Raw genomic sequence first — 15,037 nt, forward strand, 5'->3', positions numbered from 1 at the left:
GCAAATGCCCGGCCGCACCAGAAGAAAATCTGCAAAAAAAGTCGTTCCTTTGCAACCAAATGGACTCCGGTTTCCGTCTAACACACAAAGAAACCATAAAAAAGACATCAGATTTATGAAAACCCTGTTTTTAACTCTCATCGCCGCCGCAGCGCTCTGTCTGCCGGCACAAGGAAAGCAAAGAATCGTGACCGAACGCGACAGTCTGGGCAACACGAAACGCATCATCGAACTGCTGGACACCGTGCGCGACGGAAAAGCCGAGACCGACACGCTGAGCATCACCACCTACGAAACGGCGCAAGACCACACCTACACCACATCGCGCAGCATCGACTACACCTGGGACATCACCGACTGGGAATGGCTGGGCAGCAAGGCACAGATGTTTGTCACACTGTTCTTCGCGGGAAGCTTCGTGTTCTTCATCACCCCCTTGGCCATCATCCTCCTCATATTCTACTTCCGCAACAAGAACCGCAAGCGCCGCTTCCTCCTGATGCAGCAGGCCCTGGCCAGCGGACAACCGCTGCCGAAGGACGTCTTCAAAGAAGTGACCCTGCCGGACAACCGCGTGAAGGGCATCAAGAACATTGCCTTGGGCTTGGGGTTGGTCATCTTCCTGTGGTTGCTGACAGGCGAAGCCTCTATCAGTTGCATCGGCTTGCTCATCATGTGCATCGGAGCCGGCCAACTCGTAATCTACTACACCACACCCAAGAAAGAAGAGAGACCCACGACACACACCGAAACCCGCCCCCGGCAAGAATCCACCCGGGACGAGACGCGGAACGAAGAATCGTCCGATGCTAACGCCCCGACGGCAGAATGAAACGCCTGGACGACATAGCACTGGTGGCACAAGTCGCGGTGTTCAACAACACCGCGGCCTTCGACAAGCTGGTCAGGAAATACCAGTCGCCCGTGCGGCGCTTCTTCCTAAACCAGACTTGCGGCGATGCCGACCTCAGCGACGACCTGGCCCAAGAAACCTTCATCAAAGCCTACACCTGCATCGCCTCCTTCAAGGGGCTGTCCAACTTCTCCACTTGGCTCTACCGTATTGCATATAACGTATTTTATGATTATATTCGCAGCCGGAAAGAGACCGACGAACTGGACACAAGCCAGGTCGACGCCCAATGCAGCACCCGCCAGAAAGACGTGGGACTGGAGATGGACCTCTACCAAGCCTTGGCCACACTGAAAGAAATAGAACGCACCTGCATCACACTCTTCTACCTCGATGACCTGAGCATCGACAAGATTGCAGGCATCACAGGATGCCCCGCAGGCACGGTGAAGAGCCACCTGTCGCGGGCGAAACAAAAACTGGCTACGTACTTAAAACAGAATGGATATGACGGAAACAGATGACAAACAAATAGAACAGTTCCTCTCCGCAGGACGCCGGGAGATTGCCGACAACGGATTCAGCCGCCGCGTCATGCGGCACCTGCCCGACCGCCGCGAACGGTTCGTGTTGTGGTGGACCCGGCTGGGCTTCACCCTCGCCCTGGTGCTCTTCATTGCGCTGGACGGCATACAACTGCTGTGGAACGCTTTGCGCGAGGCCGTCACCTCGATGGTGGAGCAAGGCATGGCGGCCGACGTCGACCCCAAGTCGCTGCTCATAGCTGGCGCAGTACTGCTGTTCCTGGCTTACAAAAAAATAGCCTCATTGGCTTAAAAGACAAGAAAACGGAACAAGTAGCCCCGCTTTGCACCAAGTTTCGCTTTTTTATGCTACCTTTGCCCCCTCGGAAACTGATTAAGCAAAGATAGTTTTGAAGCACACTATACTGATTATCCTGCTGGGCATCCTCCTCCCCGTGGCTGCCACACGCGCCCAAACAGCGAGCGACACGCTGATGATGGACTACCTGCGTGCGACAGGCATCCCCGTGACAGGCAACAACCGCGTGAAACTGCTTACTACGGGACGGGATAAATTTGCCGACCTGTTCGACGCCATCCGCCGGGCACGCCATCATGTACACCTGGAATACTTCAACTTCCGCAACGACTCCATCGCCAATGCCTTGTTCGACCTGCTGGCCCAGAAGGTGCAGGAAGGCGTAGAAGTACGTGCCTTGTTTGACGCCTTCGGCAACTGGTCGAACAGCCAGCCGCTGAAAGAAAAGCATATCAAGGCCATCCGCGCCCGAGGCATCGAGCTGGTGAAGTTCGACCCCATCACTTTCCCCTACGTCAACCACGCCCTGCACCGCGACCACCGCAAGATTGTGGTCATCGACGGACGGACGGGCTACACGGGCGGCATGAACGTGGCCGACTACTACATCACGGGACTGCCGAAGATAGGGGCGTGGCATGACATACATGTGCGCATCGACGGCGATGCCGTGCGCTACCTGCAAGGCATCTTCCTGACCATGTGGAACCGGGAGACCGGCCAGCACGTGGGTGGGCCGGAATACTTTGCCGACATCGACATCCCGGAACAGGAGGCTGAGGAGGTGGCCATCGTAGACCGCGTGCCGCGCGAGACGCCCCGCTCTATCAGCCATGCCTACACGGCCGCCATCGACAGTGCCCGCCACGTGGTCCGCATCATCAATCCCTACTTCGTGCCTACCAAGTCCATACGCACCGCCCTGAAACGGGCATTGAAACGCGGTGTGCAGGTGGAAATCATGATTCCCAGCGTCAGCGATGTGCCTTTCACGCCCGAAGCCGCCCTCTACTACGTGCACAAGCTGATGAAGCGCGGCGCGCGCATCTACCTTTTCAACGGAGGGTTCCACCATGCCAAGGTGATGACCGTGGACGACTGTTACTGCACGGTGGGCACGGCCAACCTGAACAGCCGCAGCTTGCGTTATGACTACGAGACGAACGCCTTCATCTTCGCCCCCCGCACCACGGCAGCGCTCAATGCGCTGTTCGAACGCAACCGCCAGAACAGCACACTGCTGACGCCGGACATCTGGAAACAGCGCTCGGGCTGGAAGAAGTTCGTCGGATGGTTCGCCCACTTGTTCACGCCTGTACTGTAAGGACGATTTGCTCCATTTCAGAGAAAAGTTTACCTTTGCAGGAGAAAAGAAAACGACCTGACACATAATCATACTGAGCAATGAAACAATACTTAGACCTCCTCGACCGCATCCTCACCGAAGGTGTGCATAAGGAAGACCGCACGGGCACGGGCACGCTGAGCGTGTTCGGCCACCAGATGCGCTTCAACCTGGAAGACGGGTTCCCGCTGCTGACCACCAAGAAGCTGCACCTCAAGTCCATCATCTACGAGCTGCTGTGGTTCCTGCGCGGCGACACCAACGTGCATTACCTGCAGGAGCACGGCGTGCGCATCTGGAACGAATGGGCCGATGCCGACGGTGACCTGGGGCACATCTACGGCTACCAGTGGCGCTCGTGGCCGGACTACCAGGGGGGCTTCATCGACCAAATCAGCGAAGCCGTGGAGACCATCAGGCACAACCCCGACTCGCGCCGCATCATCGTCAGCGCGTGGAACGTGGCCGACCTGGGACGGATGAACCTGCCCCCGTGCCACCTGCTCTTCCAGTTCTACGTGGCCGGCGGACGGCTCAGCCTGCAGATGTACCAGCGCAGCGCAGACACGTTCCTGGGAGTCCCCTTCAACATCGCCTCCTACGCCCTGCTGCTCCAGATGATGGCCCAGGTGACGGGGCTGAAGGCCGGGGACTTCGTACATACGCTGGGCGACACGCACGTCTACACCAACCATCTGGAGCAGGTGAAGCTGCAACTCACCCGCACGCCACGCCCGCTGCCCCGGATGCACCTCAACCCCGACGTGAAAAGCATCTTCGACTTCCGCTACGAAGACTTCGAGCTGACGGACTACAACCCCTGGCCGCACATTGCCGGACAAGTGTCGGTGTAACCCCCTCCCCGTCCCTCCTCCGCGGGGGAATGAGGATGCCAACGCGGAAGCACCGCGGGCCTCTCGCGAAGACACCGTGGTCCTCTCCAAAAAAGACCGCGGTCTTTTCTCAGAAACACCGCGGTCTTTTTCCAGAAACACCGCGGTCTTTTTCCAGAAACACCGCGGTCTTTTTCCGGAAACACCGCGGTCTTTTTTCAAACCCCTTAAAAACGATTTCCAACATGACCCTCACCCTCATCGCCGCCATCGACCGCCGCCGTGCCATCGGCTACCAAAACAAGCTGCTTTTCTGGCTGCCCAACGACCTGAAACGCTTCAAATCCCTCACCACGGGCCACACCATCCTGATGGGCCGCAAGACATTCGAATCCCTGCCCAAAGGCGCTTTGCCCAACCGACGTAACATCGTCCTCTCCTCCCAAGCCGGACTCCAACTGCCCGGCGCGGAGGTGTTTCCCACCCTGGACGAAGCCCTGGCCTCGTGCCGACCGGATGAACACGTCTACATCATCGGCGGCGCCAGCCTCTACCACCAGGCCCTCCCCCTGGCCGACGAGCTGTGCCTGACAGAAATAGACGCCGAAGCCCCCCGGGCCGACGTATGGTTCCCCCCCATCGACCCCGCCACGTGGCAAGAAAAAAGCAGGGACGCCCGTCCTGCTGACGAGAAACATCCCTGCCCTTATGCGTTTGTAGACTACGTGCGACGCTGATTCCGCTGCCGCTACTCCTCCTCTTCCGCCGGCAATATCGGCATCTGCCGCTTGATGGCTTCGTGAAACGAAATCAACGTCTCCGTACGAGCCAGACCAAGCGGTTGCAGTTTGTCGTGGATGATGCTCAGCAAATGATGATTGTTCCGGGCATACAGCTTGATGAACATGTCATACTTACCGGTCGTGAAGTGGCACTCCACAATCTCCGGAATAGCCTCCAATGCCTTTGTCACCGCATCGAACGATGCCGGGTCCTTCAGGTATATGCCAATGTAAGCACAAGTCTCATAACCGATTTTCTCCGGGTCGATGATAAACTCCGAGCCTTTCAGAATGCCCATGTTTGCCAACTTCTGTATGCGCTGGTGGATGGCCGCCCCCGACACGTTGCAGGCGCGCGCCACCTCCAGGAAAGGAATACGTGCATTGTCTGCAATCAGCTTCAGAATCTGCACGTCCAAACTATCCAATTGATGCTGTCCCATTTCGTATTATTGATTGAAAAAAACACATTAACCCCTGCATCCGCTTGCAAGTTGATGCAAAGTTAGTCATTTTTCCCCTCAAAACAGATACAGTTTGTTACTTTTATTAGCAGAAAAGGAGCGAATGATGCACAAAGAGTGTATCTTTGCCGAGAAAAAATACACCCGATTATGAAGAAAAAGCACTTGCTTCTTGCCTGCCTGTGCCTCTGCCTGGGAGCAGTGAAGGCACAAACATTCGAACACTACTTTACGGACCGGACACTGCGCGTGGACTACCTGTTTACAGGCAATGCCGAGCGGCAAACCATCTGCGTGGACGAACTCTCCTCACTGCCCCGCTGGGCCGGAAGGCGCCACCACCTGTCGGAACTGCCATTGGCCGGCAACGGACAAATCACGATGAAGGACGCAACAGACGGAACGGTCATATACCGCACTTCTTTCTCCGCACTGTTCCAGGAATGGCTGGAGACAGACGAGGCACGCACCACGGCCAAGGGCTTCGAAAACACCTTCCTGCTGCCCTTCCCCCGGCGGGCGGTGTCGGTAGAGGTCACTTTGTTCGACTCGCACAGACAGGTACGTGCCCGGCTGCAACACCGTGTAGACCCGGAAGACATCCTGATACGGCGGAAGGGAGAGACTCATGTCTGCCCGCACCGCTACCTGCTGAAAAGCGGACAGGCCGACCGTTGTATCGACGTAGCCATCGTGGCCGAGGGCTACACGGAGGCAGAGATGGACATGTTCTACCGCGACGCGCAGACGGCCTGCGAGAGCTTGTTCGGACACGAGCCGTTCCGCTCGATGAAGGAGCGGTTCAACGTCGTGGCAGTGGCCAGCCCGTCGGAAGACAGCGGGGTGAGCATCCCACGGCTGAGCGAGTGGCGGAGCACGGCCTTCGGCTCGCACTTCAGCACGTTCTACTCCGACCGTTACCTGACGACCTCGCACCTCAAGACCCTGCACGACGCACTGGCGGGGATAGACTATGAGCATATCATCGTGCTGGCCAATACCGATGAATATGGAGGAGGAGGCATCTACAATTCGTACACGCTGACGACGGCGCATCACAAGGACTTCCGCCCGGTGGTGGTGCATGAGTTCGGACACAGCTTCGGGGGGCTGGCCGACGAGTATTTCTACGACGAGGATGTGATGAACGATACGTATCCGACCGACGTGGAGCCGTGGGAACAGAACGTGACGACGCGCGTGGACTTTGCCTCGAAGTGGCAGGACATGATTCCCGAAGGCACGCCTCTGCCCACACCGGCCGACAACTTCAACATGCACGAGGTAGGCCTGTACGAAGGGGCGGCCTACTCGGCCCGGGGGCTGTACCGTGCCTCGTACAACTGCCGCATGCGCACAAACGAGTATCCGGCCTTCTGCCCCGTATGCCAGCGGGCTTTACGCCGGCTGATTGAGTTCTACACAGAATAATAACCTGACTTTAAACATCGTAAGAACATGATTAGACTGCAACGTATCACGACAGCCGATGCCGACTGGTATCGGTTCATGGAAGAACTGATGGTACAGTCCTTCCCACCGGAGGAGTACAGGCCGCTGGAGCAGTTGCGCCTCTACACGGACACGAAGCCGGCCTTCTACAACAACATCGTCCTGGAGAGTGACGACACGCCTGTCGGCTTTTTCACCTACTGGGATTTCGGCACCTTCTGCTACGGCGAGCACTTTGCCATCGACCCCGCCCGACGCAACGGAGGCTACGGCGCCCGAGTCATCGAACGGCTATGTGCCGACCTGGCCCCCCGGCCGCTGGTACTGGAGGTGGAGATGCCCGACAACGACTTGGCCCGCCGCCGCATAGGTTTCTACCAGCGGCAGGGCTTCCGGCTGTGGGACAAGCCCTACCGGCAACCGCCCTACAAGCCCGGCGACAGCTTCCTGCCCATGCTCCTGATGGCCTACGGCGCACTGGACGCCGACCGGGCCTACGACGAAGTCAAGCAACGCATCTACCGCGAGGTGTACGGCACCTGCCCGGACTGAGGCGGAGGGACACTCCTCACACTCGTCTCCATCCACCGACGGATACTTCCAACCATACCTGAAGACCCCTGCGGGAAATCATCGCTCGCAGGGATGGAAAATATATGCTCAGGCTGATAAAAACAATATAGCGCAGTGCGCTATGAATATATCACAGTGCGCTACGAATATATCGCAGTGCGCTATGAATATATCACAGTGTGCGATAAAGAATCCACCGGTGCGAAGACAAGATTCCGAGCGGTGCGAAGACACATTTCCCAGCGTAGTGAAGACATGCTTCCGACCGTAACAAAGACGGCCTCCCCGCCCATGCGGAGAGGCCGTGTAAAGCCTGGCGAAAGAATCCTTGAGAAAGAGCCGGCCGGGGCAGCGCACCCTCAGTCTGCCGACGCCTCGTCCGCTTCCGCCTCGCGTGCCGAGTAACTGACGTTCAACGCCCCCGCCCTACGCAACGCCTCCTTGACGTCGGCCACCAACCCCATGGGGGCATCGCCGTCCACCTTCAGGCTCACCACCATGCGCCCGCGGTCCTCCGGCGCCAGCCGCGCCTGCTCGGCGGCGATAAAGGCCGGGATGTCGTCCACCGTGGCCAGCTTGTCGTTCAACTGGATGCAAAACCCACCGACGGCACCGGGTGCATCACCAGCGGCGGCCCGCCCCACATAGATGGTCGTCACCAGCGACTTCTTCTCCAAACGCTCGGCCCTCGCCGCCTCCGGCACGCGATAGTCCACCTTGGGCCGCGACTCGCGCAAGTTCGTCACCAGCATAAAAAAGAACAGCAAAGTGAATATCAGGTCGGGCAACGACGAAGTATTCAACCTCGGCACCTCCCTCCTGCGCTCCCGCCCGAACCGCCTGCTCATGGCCGCCCTCCTTCCCCGCCATACGTCTCCTCCGACACCCGCTGGGGATAAACCATGCGCACGGCCTGCCGACGGGCAGGTGCCAAGTCGGCATAATCCTGCCCCCAACGACGGCGCGACAACTCGTTGCGCAACTCCTCGTACACCCCGGCCAACTCGTCCTGCAACGCCACATAAGCCTTGTACGTAGCCTCGCGGTGGCACGACAACAGGATGACGTGATTCTTCGTCACCTCCACCGTCCCCAACCCCGGCACCTCCGTCGCCACCCGTTCGGGCAAGTCCTCGCGGCCTTCCGGATTCCCAACAAACTCCCTGGCCACGGCATGCAGCTCCGCCAGTCCGACCAGACGCTCGTCACACCACAAGCGATCGTCGGCATCCAGCCTGACGGACAACACATTCCGCTCGCGCACCTCCACCGTCTCCGGCTTCCTTCCGTCGGCCGCCCACTCCGGCAACCGCCGCGGCAACCCCATGTCCGTATCCATCGAAGTAGTCATCAGAAAAAAAATCAGCAGCAGAAAAGCAATGTCTGCCGTCGAGCTCGAATTGATTTCGGGAACCCTCCGCCCAAACCTCCTGTTCCTGTACATCGTCACTCCTCCTCCCCCGATTTACCTGAACCTGCGGGCAATGCCAAACCCCACCATCAATGCCACCGCCAGTCCCATCAACACATAGATGGTGTACAGGAACATGTCGGCCACCTTCAACCAGAACGGCACATTCTCCCCGCCGTCATAACCCGGCATCGACAACGGACTACCGCTGCCCGCCCACCACGACACAGCCAAGACCACCGCCACCAGCGCCACGCCCATCAACGACCGCAGAGCCGAACGCGGAGCCACCACACAGCGTGCCGCAAACTTGACAATCACACCGGTCACAGACACCAGCAACGTGAGCCCCAGCAACACATACATCCACACCATCAGCCCGTCCGTGCCCCGCGGCTCCGACAACGAAGCATCTGCGACCACACGCTGCCCTTCGGGCGTCTCACCACCCATGAAGAACCCTACGGACACCAACAGCGTCACGCCCAACAACAGCCATAAGACCGCCCCCGAAAGCCTCTGTATCCGCAGCCTCCCGGACTTACGCAGAGACCGATTCTCCGCATCACTCATGCCCTTGCCTCCCATGCCTCAACTCATACTTGATAACCATATCCAACAACGACACCGACGCATCCTCCATATCATTCGTCAACGCCTCTATCTTCGACAAGATATAATTATAGAATACCTGCAAAATCAATGCGACAATCAGCCCGAAAATCGTGGTAATCAGCGCCACCTTCATCCCCCCGGCAACCGCCGTAGCCGATATGTCGCCAAGCTGCTGAATCTTGTCAAAAGCCTGCACCATGCCGATGACCGTGCCCAAGAAACCCAACGACGGCGCTATGGCTATGAACAACGATATCCACGAACACCCCTTCTCCAAGTAGCCCGACTGCACGCCTCCATAAGCCACCATCGACTTCTCCACGACATCCACCCCTTGGTCTATCCGCATCAGCCCCTGGTAATAAATGGACGCCACCGGCCCCCGCGTGTTGCGGGCACGCTCCTTGGCCGCCTCGACATCCCCCTTCTCCAGTTCCGATTCGACACTCGCCACAAATTTCTTCGTATTGATTTCAGACAGACTCAAGTAAATAATCCGCTCGATACAGAAAGCCAATCCAATGACAAAAGCAATGGCAATCCAACTCATAAAGAAAGCCGAGCCTTCGATAAACTTGACTTTCAACACCTTGTGGATGCCATCTTTCGACTCTCCTTCCTTCTCCAGCACATGCTCCGTCTCTTCTACCGGAAGAACCTCTGAAGCCTCTTGCGCCACCATCCGCTGCACAGGCAAGTAAGCCAATATACCGGACAAAATAAACAACAGGAATAAACGTTTCATCGTGATTATATAAATATCTGATTCTAAATTACGCCTCAAAGATAGCTTTTTTTCAAATACCTCTTCTACTCCCTTGTTACAAATTGCCATAAAAAGAAAAAGAACCTCTAAGTTTACCTTAGAAGTTCTTTTCGTTATCCTTGCAATTCTGCGGAAAGACGGGGATTCGAACCCCGGATACCCTTTTGGGGTATACACGCTTTCCAGGCGTGCCTCTTCAACCACTCGAGCATCTTTCCTTCACTCTCGAAAATGCTGTTTCAATTTTTTCGGGTGCAAAAGTAGTTTATTTTTTTATTTTCTTCCACATTCAAGAAGCTTTTATCTGTCAATAGCAGTCTTTTTAATATATTTTAAAGAAATTAGATAGAGTTAGCTCTCTCGACCGAACATTTTCAGAGCATTTGCAGAGGTCGTCTCGGCCACATATTCCGGCAGCTCTCCCAAGATATCAGCCAATTTCAGCAGAGTGTCTTTCACAAAAGCAGTCTCATTCCTTTGTCCCCTATGAGGGACGGGTGCTAAATAGGGAGCGTCCGTCTCCAATACCATTCTGTCCAGTGGTATGTCACGCAACACTTCCGGCAAGGCAGATTTCTTGAATGTCACCACTCCATTGATGCCCAACAAAAAGTTCGAAAAAGCCAAGGCACGCCGAGCCTCTTCTTTTGTCCCAGTAAAGCAATGCCAAATGCCTCTCAAATGTGTATTCTTATAAGGCTCCAACACTTGAAAGATTTCCTCAAAAGCCTCACGGCAATGGATGACAACAGGCAAATCATGTTCCAATGCCAGACTCAGTTGAACGTCCAAAGCTTTTCGCTGCTGTTTCTCATAAGTCTTATCCCAATACAAATCCATCCCAATCTCTCCCACAGCCACATAGTGTTCATTGGAAAGCAACTGTTGTTTCACCACGGACAATTCGGCTTCATAATTATCGTTGACAGACGTGGGATGCAACCCTATCATGGGGAAACAATAGCCAGGATATTCCTCACACACTCGCAACAAAGGTGCTATTGTCGTACTGTCAATATTAGGCATAAATATATGTGAAACACCTGCCTGCCTGGCACGTTCAACCACTTGTGGCAAGTCTTCGTCAAATTCTTCCAGAAACAGGTGTGAATGTGAATCTACCAATCTCATACGCTCGCTTCTCTTTTCTTTTCTCCGGTCCGATAATAATAAATCAATCCATAATCCCGGCAAAGCTCCATCCGTTTTTCAGCAGGGATTACCTTCTCGTATCTTTTCTCAACCTGGTTCCAGGCGTCCAGTATCAGAGCGTCCGCTTCTGCGCGCATGGAAGCCAGTTGTTCCAGGCTACGGGCAGTCAATGCTTGCAGGCTTTTCTGTTTCTCGTAACTCTCCATGAAAATGTCGTAATGCACCCTTACTTTCGCAATCGTAGGATTATAGATAGGAACACCTCCTTGTGTCGTACGCCGTGTTTCCCCGTCTATAATCTTTCGTCCCCATTCGGCCAAGGCATGTTCCGACGATAAGTCGGGTACAACATTGTTTTGCAAGTCCAGGCCATATAAGTTTTTATGTATGGCACGGACTTCATTGCGTATTACTGCCAGATTGAGCACTTGAATGAAGTGTGACACATAGAGGCGGGCCATCTTAACGTGTTGCTGATGTTTGGGAGCAGCCTCCGATTGACGGGCATAACACTCTGAATAATAGATTTGGGCCGCTTCAAATTTGGGCAGGAAGTTACAAATCTCCCGCAATGTTTTCAGCGAAACCGCCAAGTCATATACATTATAGGAATCAGCTTTGGCTGCTACCGCTTTAAGTGAACGAATTCTGGCTTGATCTGTGTTTGGCAACCGTCTGTATGGCATCACTTCTATTATTTAGTGTAACACATCAGTTTATCTCATTCTTTTAAGACTGGCGAATCGTCAGTTTATCCATCAGCTCCTCCAGAGCATGTTTCCGCTCCGACGGCACGTTCACAGCAGACAATGCAGCACGAGCCTTAATAAGATATTCATCCATCAAGCCCTCACACACGTTTTTTACCCCTATCTCGTCGTACAACGCCGTTACTGCCGCAATCTTTTTCTCGGGCACATAAGTATCGGCATCTATCCAAAAATCCAAAGCGCGGCGCTGCTTCTCATCTGCCAGTTCCAGGGCCTTTATCAACAAATAAGTTTTCTTGTTGCACAAGATGTCCCCTCCGATGTTTTTTCCAAACACTTCCGGATTTCCATACACATCCAACAAATCGTCTTTCAACTGGAACACAATGCCCAGGTTTATGCCAAAATCGTACAAATGTCCGGCATCTTCTTCCGTAGCCCCTGCCAGCATAGCCCCCATCTTCAAACTGCCAGCCAGAAGGACCGACGTCTTCAGACGGATCATTTCCAAATATTCCGCCTCTGTCACATCCTTACGGACCTCAAAGTCCATGTCCATCTGCTGCCCTTCACAAATCTCCAGGGCAGTAAGACTGAACACATCCAAAACTGCCTTCAGATAAACCGGATTGCACTGCGCCATAAACTGATAGGCCAGCACCAGCATTGCATCGCCGGACAGAATGGCCGTATTTTCATTCCAGACCTTATGCACAGTCGGTTTGCCCCGGCGCATGTCAGCCTTGTCCATCAAGTCATCATGCAACAACGTATAATTATGATACACCTCAATGCCCGTAGCCGGTGCCAGAATATTTTCCACGTCCTCGTGATATAAGTTATAGGCCATCAGCATCAACACGGGACGAATACGTTTCCCTCCCAACGAGAGTACGTAAGAAACGGGTTCATACAAGCCCTGCGGCTGGCGGGTAAATTTCAGCCCGGCAAGGTGATTATTTATTTTCTCCAACAATTCAGTAGTCGTAAACATACAATATCTTATTAAACTAAATTTTACTGTAACCTAAATACCACAGGCAAGGAATAGCACACACGTACAGGCTTTCCGCGCAATCGCCCTGGCTTCCAACGAGGCATAAAGCGAAGCACCCGGACTGCTTCATTGTCCAGAACCGGATGAACACCTTGCAACACACGCACATCCGATATGCTGCCGTCTTCATTCACCATGAACTGACACAGTACATTGCCCTGCAAGTTACGATGCTGTGCATACAACGGATAACGGATATGCTGAGTCAGATAACGCATCAGGCCAGCCTGTCCTCCATCCGGAAATTCAGGCAACTCATCAACCAAAACAAAGTTTTCTTTTTCTGCTGATAAATTTTCTTCCGCTTCCATGGGCGCTGACTCATTGACAGAAGCCACATCTACTTGTGCCTGAATCTCGACAGGCGTATCCTCTACCGGGACATCATTTTCCACCACCGTCATCACTTCCGGCGTAACGGATGGCACCACAGGAGGCGGAGGAGGAACAACCTCGGGCTGCTCAATCACCGGAACTTCAAGTTCTTCCTCAAACACCAGTTCCGGAAGCAATGCCTGCAAATCCGGGTCATCGGTACGTCCCGTCCATTCAAAAGCTACAAACAAGACAGACAATGCCACCACGCAGCCAAGCAACAGCCACGTGCTTCGATATTGCTCCAAGTCAGCTTCGGACGACTTCTTTACTTCCATAACCCATACATTCGGTTCGTATCAGTGTTCCTTTTGTGGCAAATATAGCGTTTTTCCTTCTATTCCTGTACACAAAAGATTGTTTTTCTGCAAAGCAACCGGCCTTTTTATCCTTCCACGAAGGATTCACACTTTCCAAAGAGGGCATTGGCCATTGAGTGCCCGCGCTGCCCCTACGGCAAAGCTCTGCCTGTCCCGAACTTCAGCCTTGCTTCGTCCGCACCCTCCAAATGGCTCGTGCGCACAAGAAAAAAGCCTGCTGCCAAGTTATCCTCGGCAAGCAGGCTTCACTCTGTTTATCCCGGACACGCCGTCCGTGTCCAACGCGATAACAAGTCCTTCGGATTATTCAATCTTCACTCTCATGTCTACGACTGTCGGTTCTACGAACGTCTGGCTGCCGCCATTGTCTCCGCGCAGGCCCCGGTTGGAAGTGGCGTTGTTGCCGTTGGGCGACTGGTCTTTCACGTACCATACGCCATTTTCCTCGTAGTAATCTTCGCCGTTCAGTTTCCAATAGCCGACCAATCCGTCGCTCGCCGGGTCTACGTACATCATGTTGTCGCGGAGTTGGTTGGCAGTGCGGGCCACTGACCACAGGCGCACCTCGCTCATGAAGCCATACCATGTGCGGCGGCTGTCGTAGTCGTAAGCATAACCGATGCTGAAGTGCTGGTTCAAGTCGAAGGTCAGACCGCTTCCCACGCCCTTTTCAGCCACCTTTTCCCCATTCAGGTAGATGGCAGCCATGCCCGAAGGAGAATCGTAAGTGAATGCTACGTGGTACCATTTGTTCAGCGCATAGCTGTTAACCACGTCTTCCGGTATCTGGAGCTGCACGTTGCCCGCTACCTGGATTTCATTGTCCGGATGGTTCAAGTCACCCGTACGCAAAATCAAGATGCCCTCGTTGCCCATGATGGTACCCAGATTGTTCCACCGCTCCGCATAAAGCAAAGCTTCGTAGGTGACAGAACTCATCGACGCGCAACTCTTCGGCAAACGCACATCCAGCCAGTTGGGAGTGATGTCATACACTTTATCAATGATGATAGGTTTCTTCACCACAATGTACGTCACATTTTCCCCGTTCATCAGCGTGATGTCCGAACTGTTCAGCAAGAGCGGCAGCACGTAAGTGACGCCATCTTCCCCGGCCTGGATGTTCTTCAGCGAGACAGCGCACGCACCGGCATACAGTTCACCGGCCTTGATGACAGACGAATGTCCCTCCATCTCATAATTGCCTTCCGGCATGAGCAGACAGGCAGTCCCGTGTTTCTGGTTATACTGGTCCACCAAATCCTGGCCGCCCACGCTGTAACTGACACTTACGTCATTGCCCACCATGCTCGACAGCCGCGAGACTACCTCACATTCATAAGTGTCTTCTTCCGTTTCCACATTGATTACATCACTTTCGAAGTACAGTTTCGATTCCAGCAAGTCGTTCTCACTATCGTTGCAACCGAAAAACAAGAAAGCCATTGCAACCAAAATACCTGAATATAAATTGATACGTTTCATA

General features: G+C 54.4%; 18 protein-coding genes and 1 tRNA gene. 8 read left to right on the plus strand and 11 right to left on the minus strand.

The window, feature by feature from the left end; all coding sequences use genetic code 11:
- Positions 1 to 115 precede the first annotated feature (115 nt).
- The 6 genes from M3090_RS05935 to M3090_RS05960 all read left to right on the plus strand — a co-directional run bounded on the left by M3090_RS05935 (position 116) and on the right by M3090_RS05960 (position 4,611).
- A complete protein-coding gene (locus M3090_RS05935; RefSeq protein WP_249054529.1) occupies positions 116 to 832 on the plus strand; it encodes a DUF6249 domain-containing protein in 717 nt (238 codons plus the stop codon).
- On the plus strand, positions 829 to 1,377 hold the full coding sequence (locus M3090_RS05940; RefSeq protein ID WP_249054531.1) for an RNA polymerase sigma factor: 549 nt from the start codon (positions 829 to 831) through the stop codon (positions 1,375 to 1,377). The genes M3090_RS05935 and M3090_RS05940 overlap by 4 nt, the downstream gene beginning before the upstream one ends.
- Entirely contained in the window at positions 1,361 to 1,690 is a 330-nt protein-coding gene (locus M3090_RS05945) for a DUF5056 domain-containing protein (protein ID WP_249054532.1), read from the plus strand. Before M3090_RS05940 ends, M3090_RS05945 begins: the two co-directional genes overlap by 17 nt.
- 184 nt (positions 1,691 to 1,874) lie before the next feature.
- Positions 1,875 to 3,020, plus strand: a complete 1,146-nt coding sequence (gene cls, locus M3090_RS05950) for a cardiolipin synthase (RefSeq protein WP_249054592.1) — start codon at positions 1,875 to 1,877, stop codon at positions 3,018 to 3,020.
- A gap of 80 nt (positions 3,021 to 3,100) precedes the next feature.
- Positions 3,101 to 3,895 (plus strand): thymidylate synthase, encoded by a 795-nt coding sequence (locus tag M3090_RS05955; RefSeq protein ID WP_249054534.1) that lies wholly within the window; start codon positions 3,101 to 3,103, stop codon positions 3,893 to 3,895.
- 224 nt (positions 3,896 to 4,119) lie between these two features.
- A complete protein-coding gene (locus M3090_RS05960) occupies positions 4,120 to 4,611 on the plus strand; it encodes a dihydrofolate reductase (RefSeq protein WP_249054535.1) in 492 nt (163 codons plus the stop codon).
- An 11-nt stretch (positions 4,612 to 4,622) separates the two neighbouring features.
- Here the strand turns inward: M3090_RS05960 and M3090_RS05965 are convergent, their stop codons facing one another.
- Entirely contained in the window at positions 4,623 to 5,099 is a 477-nt protein-coding gene (locus M3090_RS05965; protein WP_249054536.1) for an Lrp/AsnC family transcriptional regulator, read from the minus strand.
- A gap of 171 nt (positions 5,100 to 5,270) precedes the next feature.
- On the opposite strand from M3090_RS05965, the gene M3090_RS05970 reads away from it, so the two are divergent.
- Positions 5,271 to 6,551: a M64 family metallopeptidase gene (locus M3090_RS05970; protein WP_249054537.1), complete on the plus strand. Its 1,281-nt coding sequence runs from the start codon at positions 5,271 to 5,273 to the stop codon at positions 6,549 to 6,551.
- 27 nt (positions 6,552 to 6,578) lie between these two features.
- Complete coding sequence (locus tag M3090_RS05975; RefSeq protein WP_249054538.1) at positions 6,579 to 7,124, plus strand: GNAT family N-acetyltransferase; 546 nt, start codon at positions 6,579 to 6,581, stop codon at positions 7,122 to 7,124.
- A 380-nt stretch (positions 7,125 to 7,504) separates the two neighbouring features.
- Here M3090_RS05975 and M3090_RS05980 read toward each other — a convergent pair whose 3' ends face one another.
- From M3090_RS05980 to M3090_RS06025, 10 genes are all read right to left on the minus strand, one after another.
- Positions 7,505 to 7,993 (minus strand): ExbD/TolR family protein, encoded by a 489-nt coding sequence (locus M3090_RS05980; protein ID WP_249054539.1) that lies wholly within the window; start codon positions 7,991 to 7,993, stop codon positions 7,505 to 7,507.
- A complete protein-coding gene (locus M3090_RS05985; protein ID WP_249054541.1) occupies positions 7,990 to 8,589 on the minus strand; it encodes an ExbD/TolR family protein in 600 nt (199 codons plus the stop codon). Before M3090_RS05985 ends, M3090_RS05980 begins: the two co-directional genes overlap by 4 nt.
- Positions 8,590 to 8,610: 21 nt before the next feature.
- Entirely contained in the window at positions 8,611 to 9,144 is a 534-nt protein-coding gene (locus M3090_RS05990; RefSeq protein WP_249054543.1) for a hypothetical protein, read from the minus strand.
- Entirely contained in the window at positions 9,122 to 9,916 is a 795-nt protein-coding gene (locus M3090_RS05995) for a MotA/TolQ/ExbB proton channel family protein (RefSeq protein ID WP_249054544.1), read from the minus strand. The genes M3090_RS05990 and M3090_RS05995 overlap by 23 nt, the downstream gene beginning before the upstream one ends.
- Before the next feature lie 151 nt (positions 9,917 to 10,067).
- Positions 10,068 to 10,155 (minus strand) — tRNA-Ser (locus tag M3090_RS06000).
- 133 nt (positions 10,156 to 10,288) lie between these two features.
- The gene (locus M3090_RS06005; protein ID WP_249054545.1) at positions 10,289 to 11,068 is read right to left on the minus strand and encodes a TatD family hydrolase; all 780 of its coding nucleotides are present in this window, start codon (positions 11,066 to 11,068) and stop codon (positions 10,289 to 10,291) included.
- Complete coding sequence (locus M3090_RS06010; RefSeq protein ID WP_249054546.1) at positions 11,065 to 11,775, minus strand: hypothetical protein; 711 nt, start codon at positions 11,773 to 11,775, stop codon at positions 11,065 to 11,067. The genes M3090_RS06005 and M3090_RS06010 overlap by 4 nt, the downstream gene beginning before the upstream one ends.
- Positions 11,776 to 11,818: 43 nt before the next feature.
- A complete protein-coding gene (locus M3090_RS06015) occupies positions 11,819 to 12,793 on the minus strand; it encodes a polyprenyl synthetase family protein (RefSeq protein ID WP_249054547.1) in 975 nt (324 codons plus the stop codon).
- Positions 12,794 to 12,816: 23 nt separating this feature from the next.
- On the minus strand, positions 12,817 to 13,509 hold the full coding sequence (locus M3090_RS06020; RefSeq protein ID WP_249054548.1) for an energy transducer TonB: 693 nt from the start codon (positions 13,507 to 13,509) through the stop codon (positions 12,817 to 12,819).
- A gap of 345 nt (positions 13,510 to 13,854) precedes the next feature.
- Entirely contained in the window at positions 13,855 to 15,036 is a 1,182-nt protein-coding gene (locus M3090_RS06025) for a DUF1735 and LamG domain-containing protein (RefSeq protein WP_249054550.1), read from the minus strand.
- Between the last annotated feature and the right edge of the window lies 1 nt (position 15,037).

It is taken from the genome of Bacteroides sp. ET71 (assembly GCF_023336905.1).
Lineage (GTDB): Bacteria > Bacteroidota > Bacteroidia > Bacteroidales > Bacteroidaceae > Bacteroides.

Excerpts from the sequence above, each read along its gene's own strand:
- M3090_RS05935 (WP_249054529.1), top strand. The coding sequence starts at position 116 with ATGAAAACCCTGTTTTTAACTCTCATCGCCGCCGCAGCGCTCTGTCTG.
- M3090_RS05940 (WP_249054531.1), top strand. The coding sequence starts at position 829 with ATGAAACGCCTGGACGACATAGCACTGGTGGCACAAGTCGCGGTGTTC.
- M3090_RS05945 (WP_249054532.1), top strand. The coding sequence starts at position 1,361 with ATGACGGAAACAGATGACAAACAAATAGAACAGTTCCTCTCCGCAGGA.
- cls (WP_249054592.1), top strand. The coding sequence starts at position 1,875 with ATGGACTACCTGCGTGCGACAGGCATCCCCGTGACAGGCAACAACCGC.
- M3090_RS05955 (WP_249054534.1), top strand. The coding sequence starts at position 3,101 with ATGAAACAATACTTAGACCTCCTCGACCGCATCCTCACCGAAGGTGTG.
- M3090_RS05960 (WP_249054535.1), top strand. The coding sequence starts at position 4,120 with ATGACCCTCACCCTCATCGCCGCCATCGACCGCCGCCGTGCCATCGGC.
- M3090_RS05965 (WP_249054536.1), bottom strand. The coding sequence starts at position 5,099 with ATGGGACAGCATCAATTGGATAGTTTGGACGTGCAGATTCTGAAGCTG.
- M3090_RS05970 (WP_249054537.1), top strand. The coding sequence starts at position 5,271 with ATGAAGAAAAAGCACTTGCTTCTTGCCTGCCTGTGCCTCTGCCTGGGA.
- M3090_RS05975 (WP_249054538.1), top strand. The coding sequence starts at position 6,579 with ATGATTAGACTGCAACGTATCACGACAGCCGATGCCGACTGGTATCGG.
- M3090_RS05980 (WP_249054539.1), bottom strand. The coding sequence starts at position 7,993 with ATGAGCAGGCGGTTCGGGCGGGAGCGCAGGAGGGAGGTGCCGAGGTTG.
- M3090_RS05985 (WP_249054541.1), bottom strand. The coding sequence starts at position 8,589 with ATGTACAGGAACAGGAGGTTTGGGCGGAGGGTTCCCGAAATCAATTCG.
- M3090_RS05990 (WP_249054543.1), bottom strand. The coding sequence starts at position 9,144 with ATGGGAGGCAAGGGCATGAGTGATGCGGAGAATCGGTCTCTGCGTAAG.
- M3090_RS05995 (WP_249054544.1), bottom strand. The coding sequence starts at position 9,916 with ATGAAACGTTTATTCCTGTTGTTTATTTTGTCCGGTATATTGGCTTAC.
- M3090_RS06005 (WP_249054545.1), bottom strand. The coding sequence starts at position 11,068 with ATGAGATTGGTAGATTCACATTCACACCTGTTTCTGGAAGAATTTGAC.
- M3090_RS06010 (WP_249054546.1), bottom strand. The coding sequence starts at position 11,775 with ATGCCATACAGACGGTTGCCAAACACAGATCAAGCCAGAATTCGTTCA.
- M3090_RS06015 (WP_249054547.1), bottom strand. The coding sequence starts at position 12,793 with ATGTTTACGACTACTGAATTGTTGGAGAAAATAAATAATCACCTTGCC.
- M3090_RS06020 (WP_249054548.1), bottom strand. The coding sequence starts at position 13,509 with ATGGAAGTAAAGAAGTCGTCCGAAGCTGACTTGGAGCAATATCGAAGC.
- M3090_RS06025 (WP_249054550.1), bottom strand. The coding sequence starts at position 15,036 with ATGAAACGTATCAATTTATATTCAGGTATTTTGGTTGCAATGGCTTTC.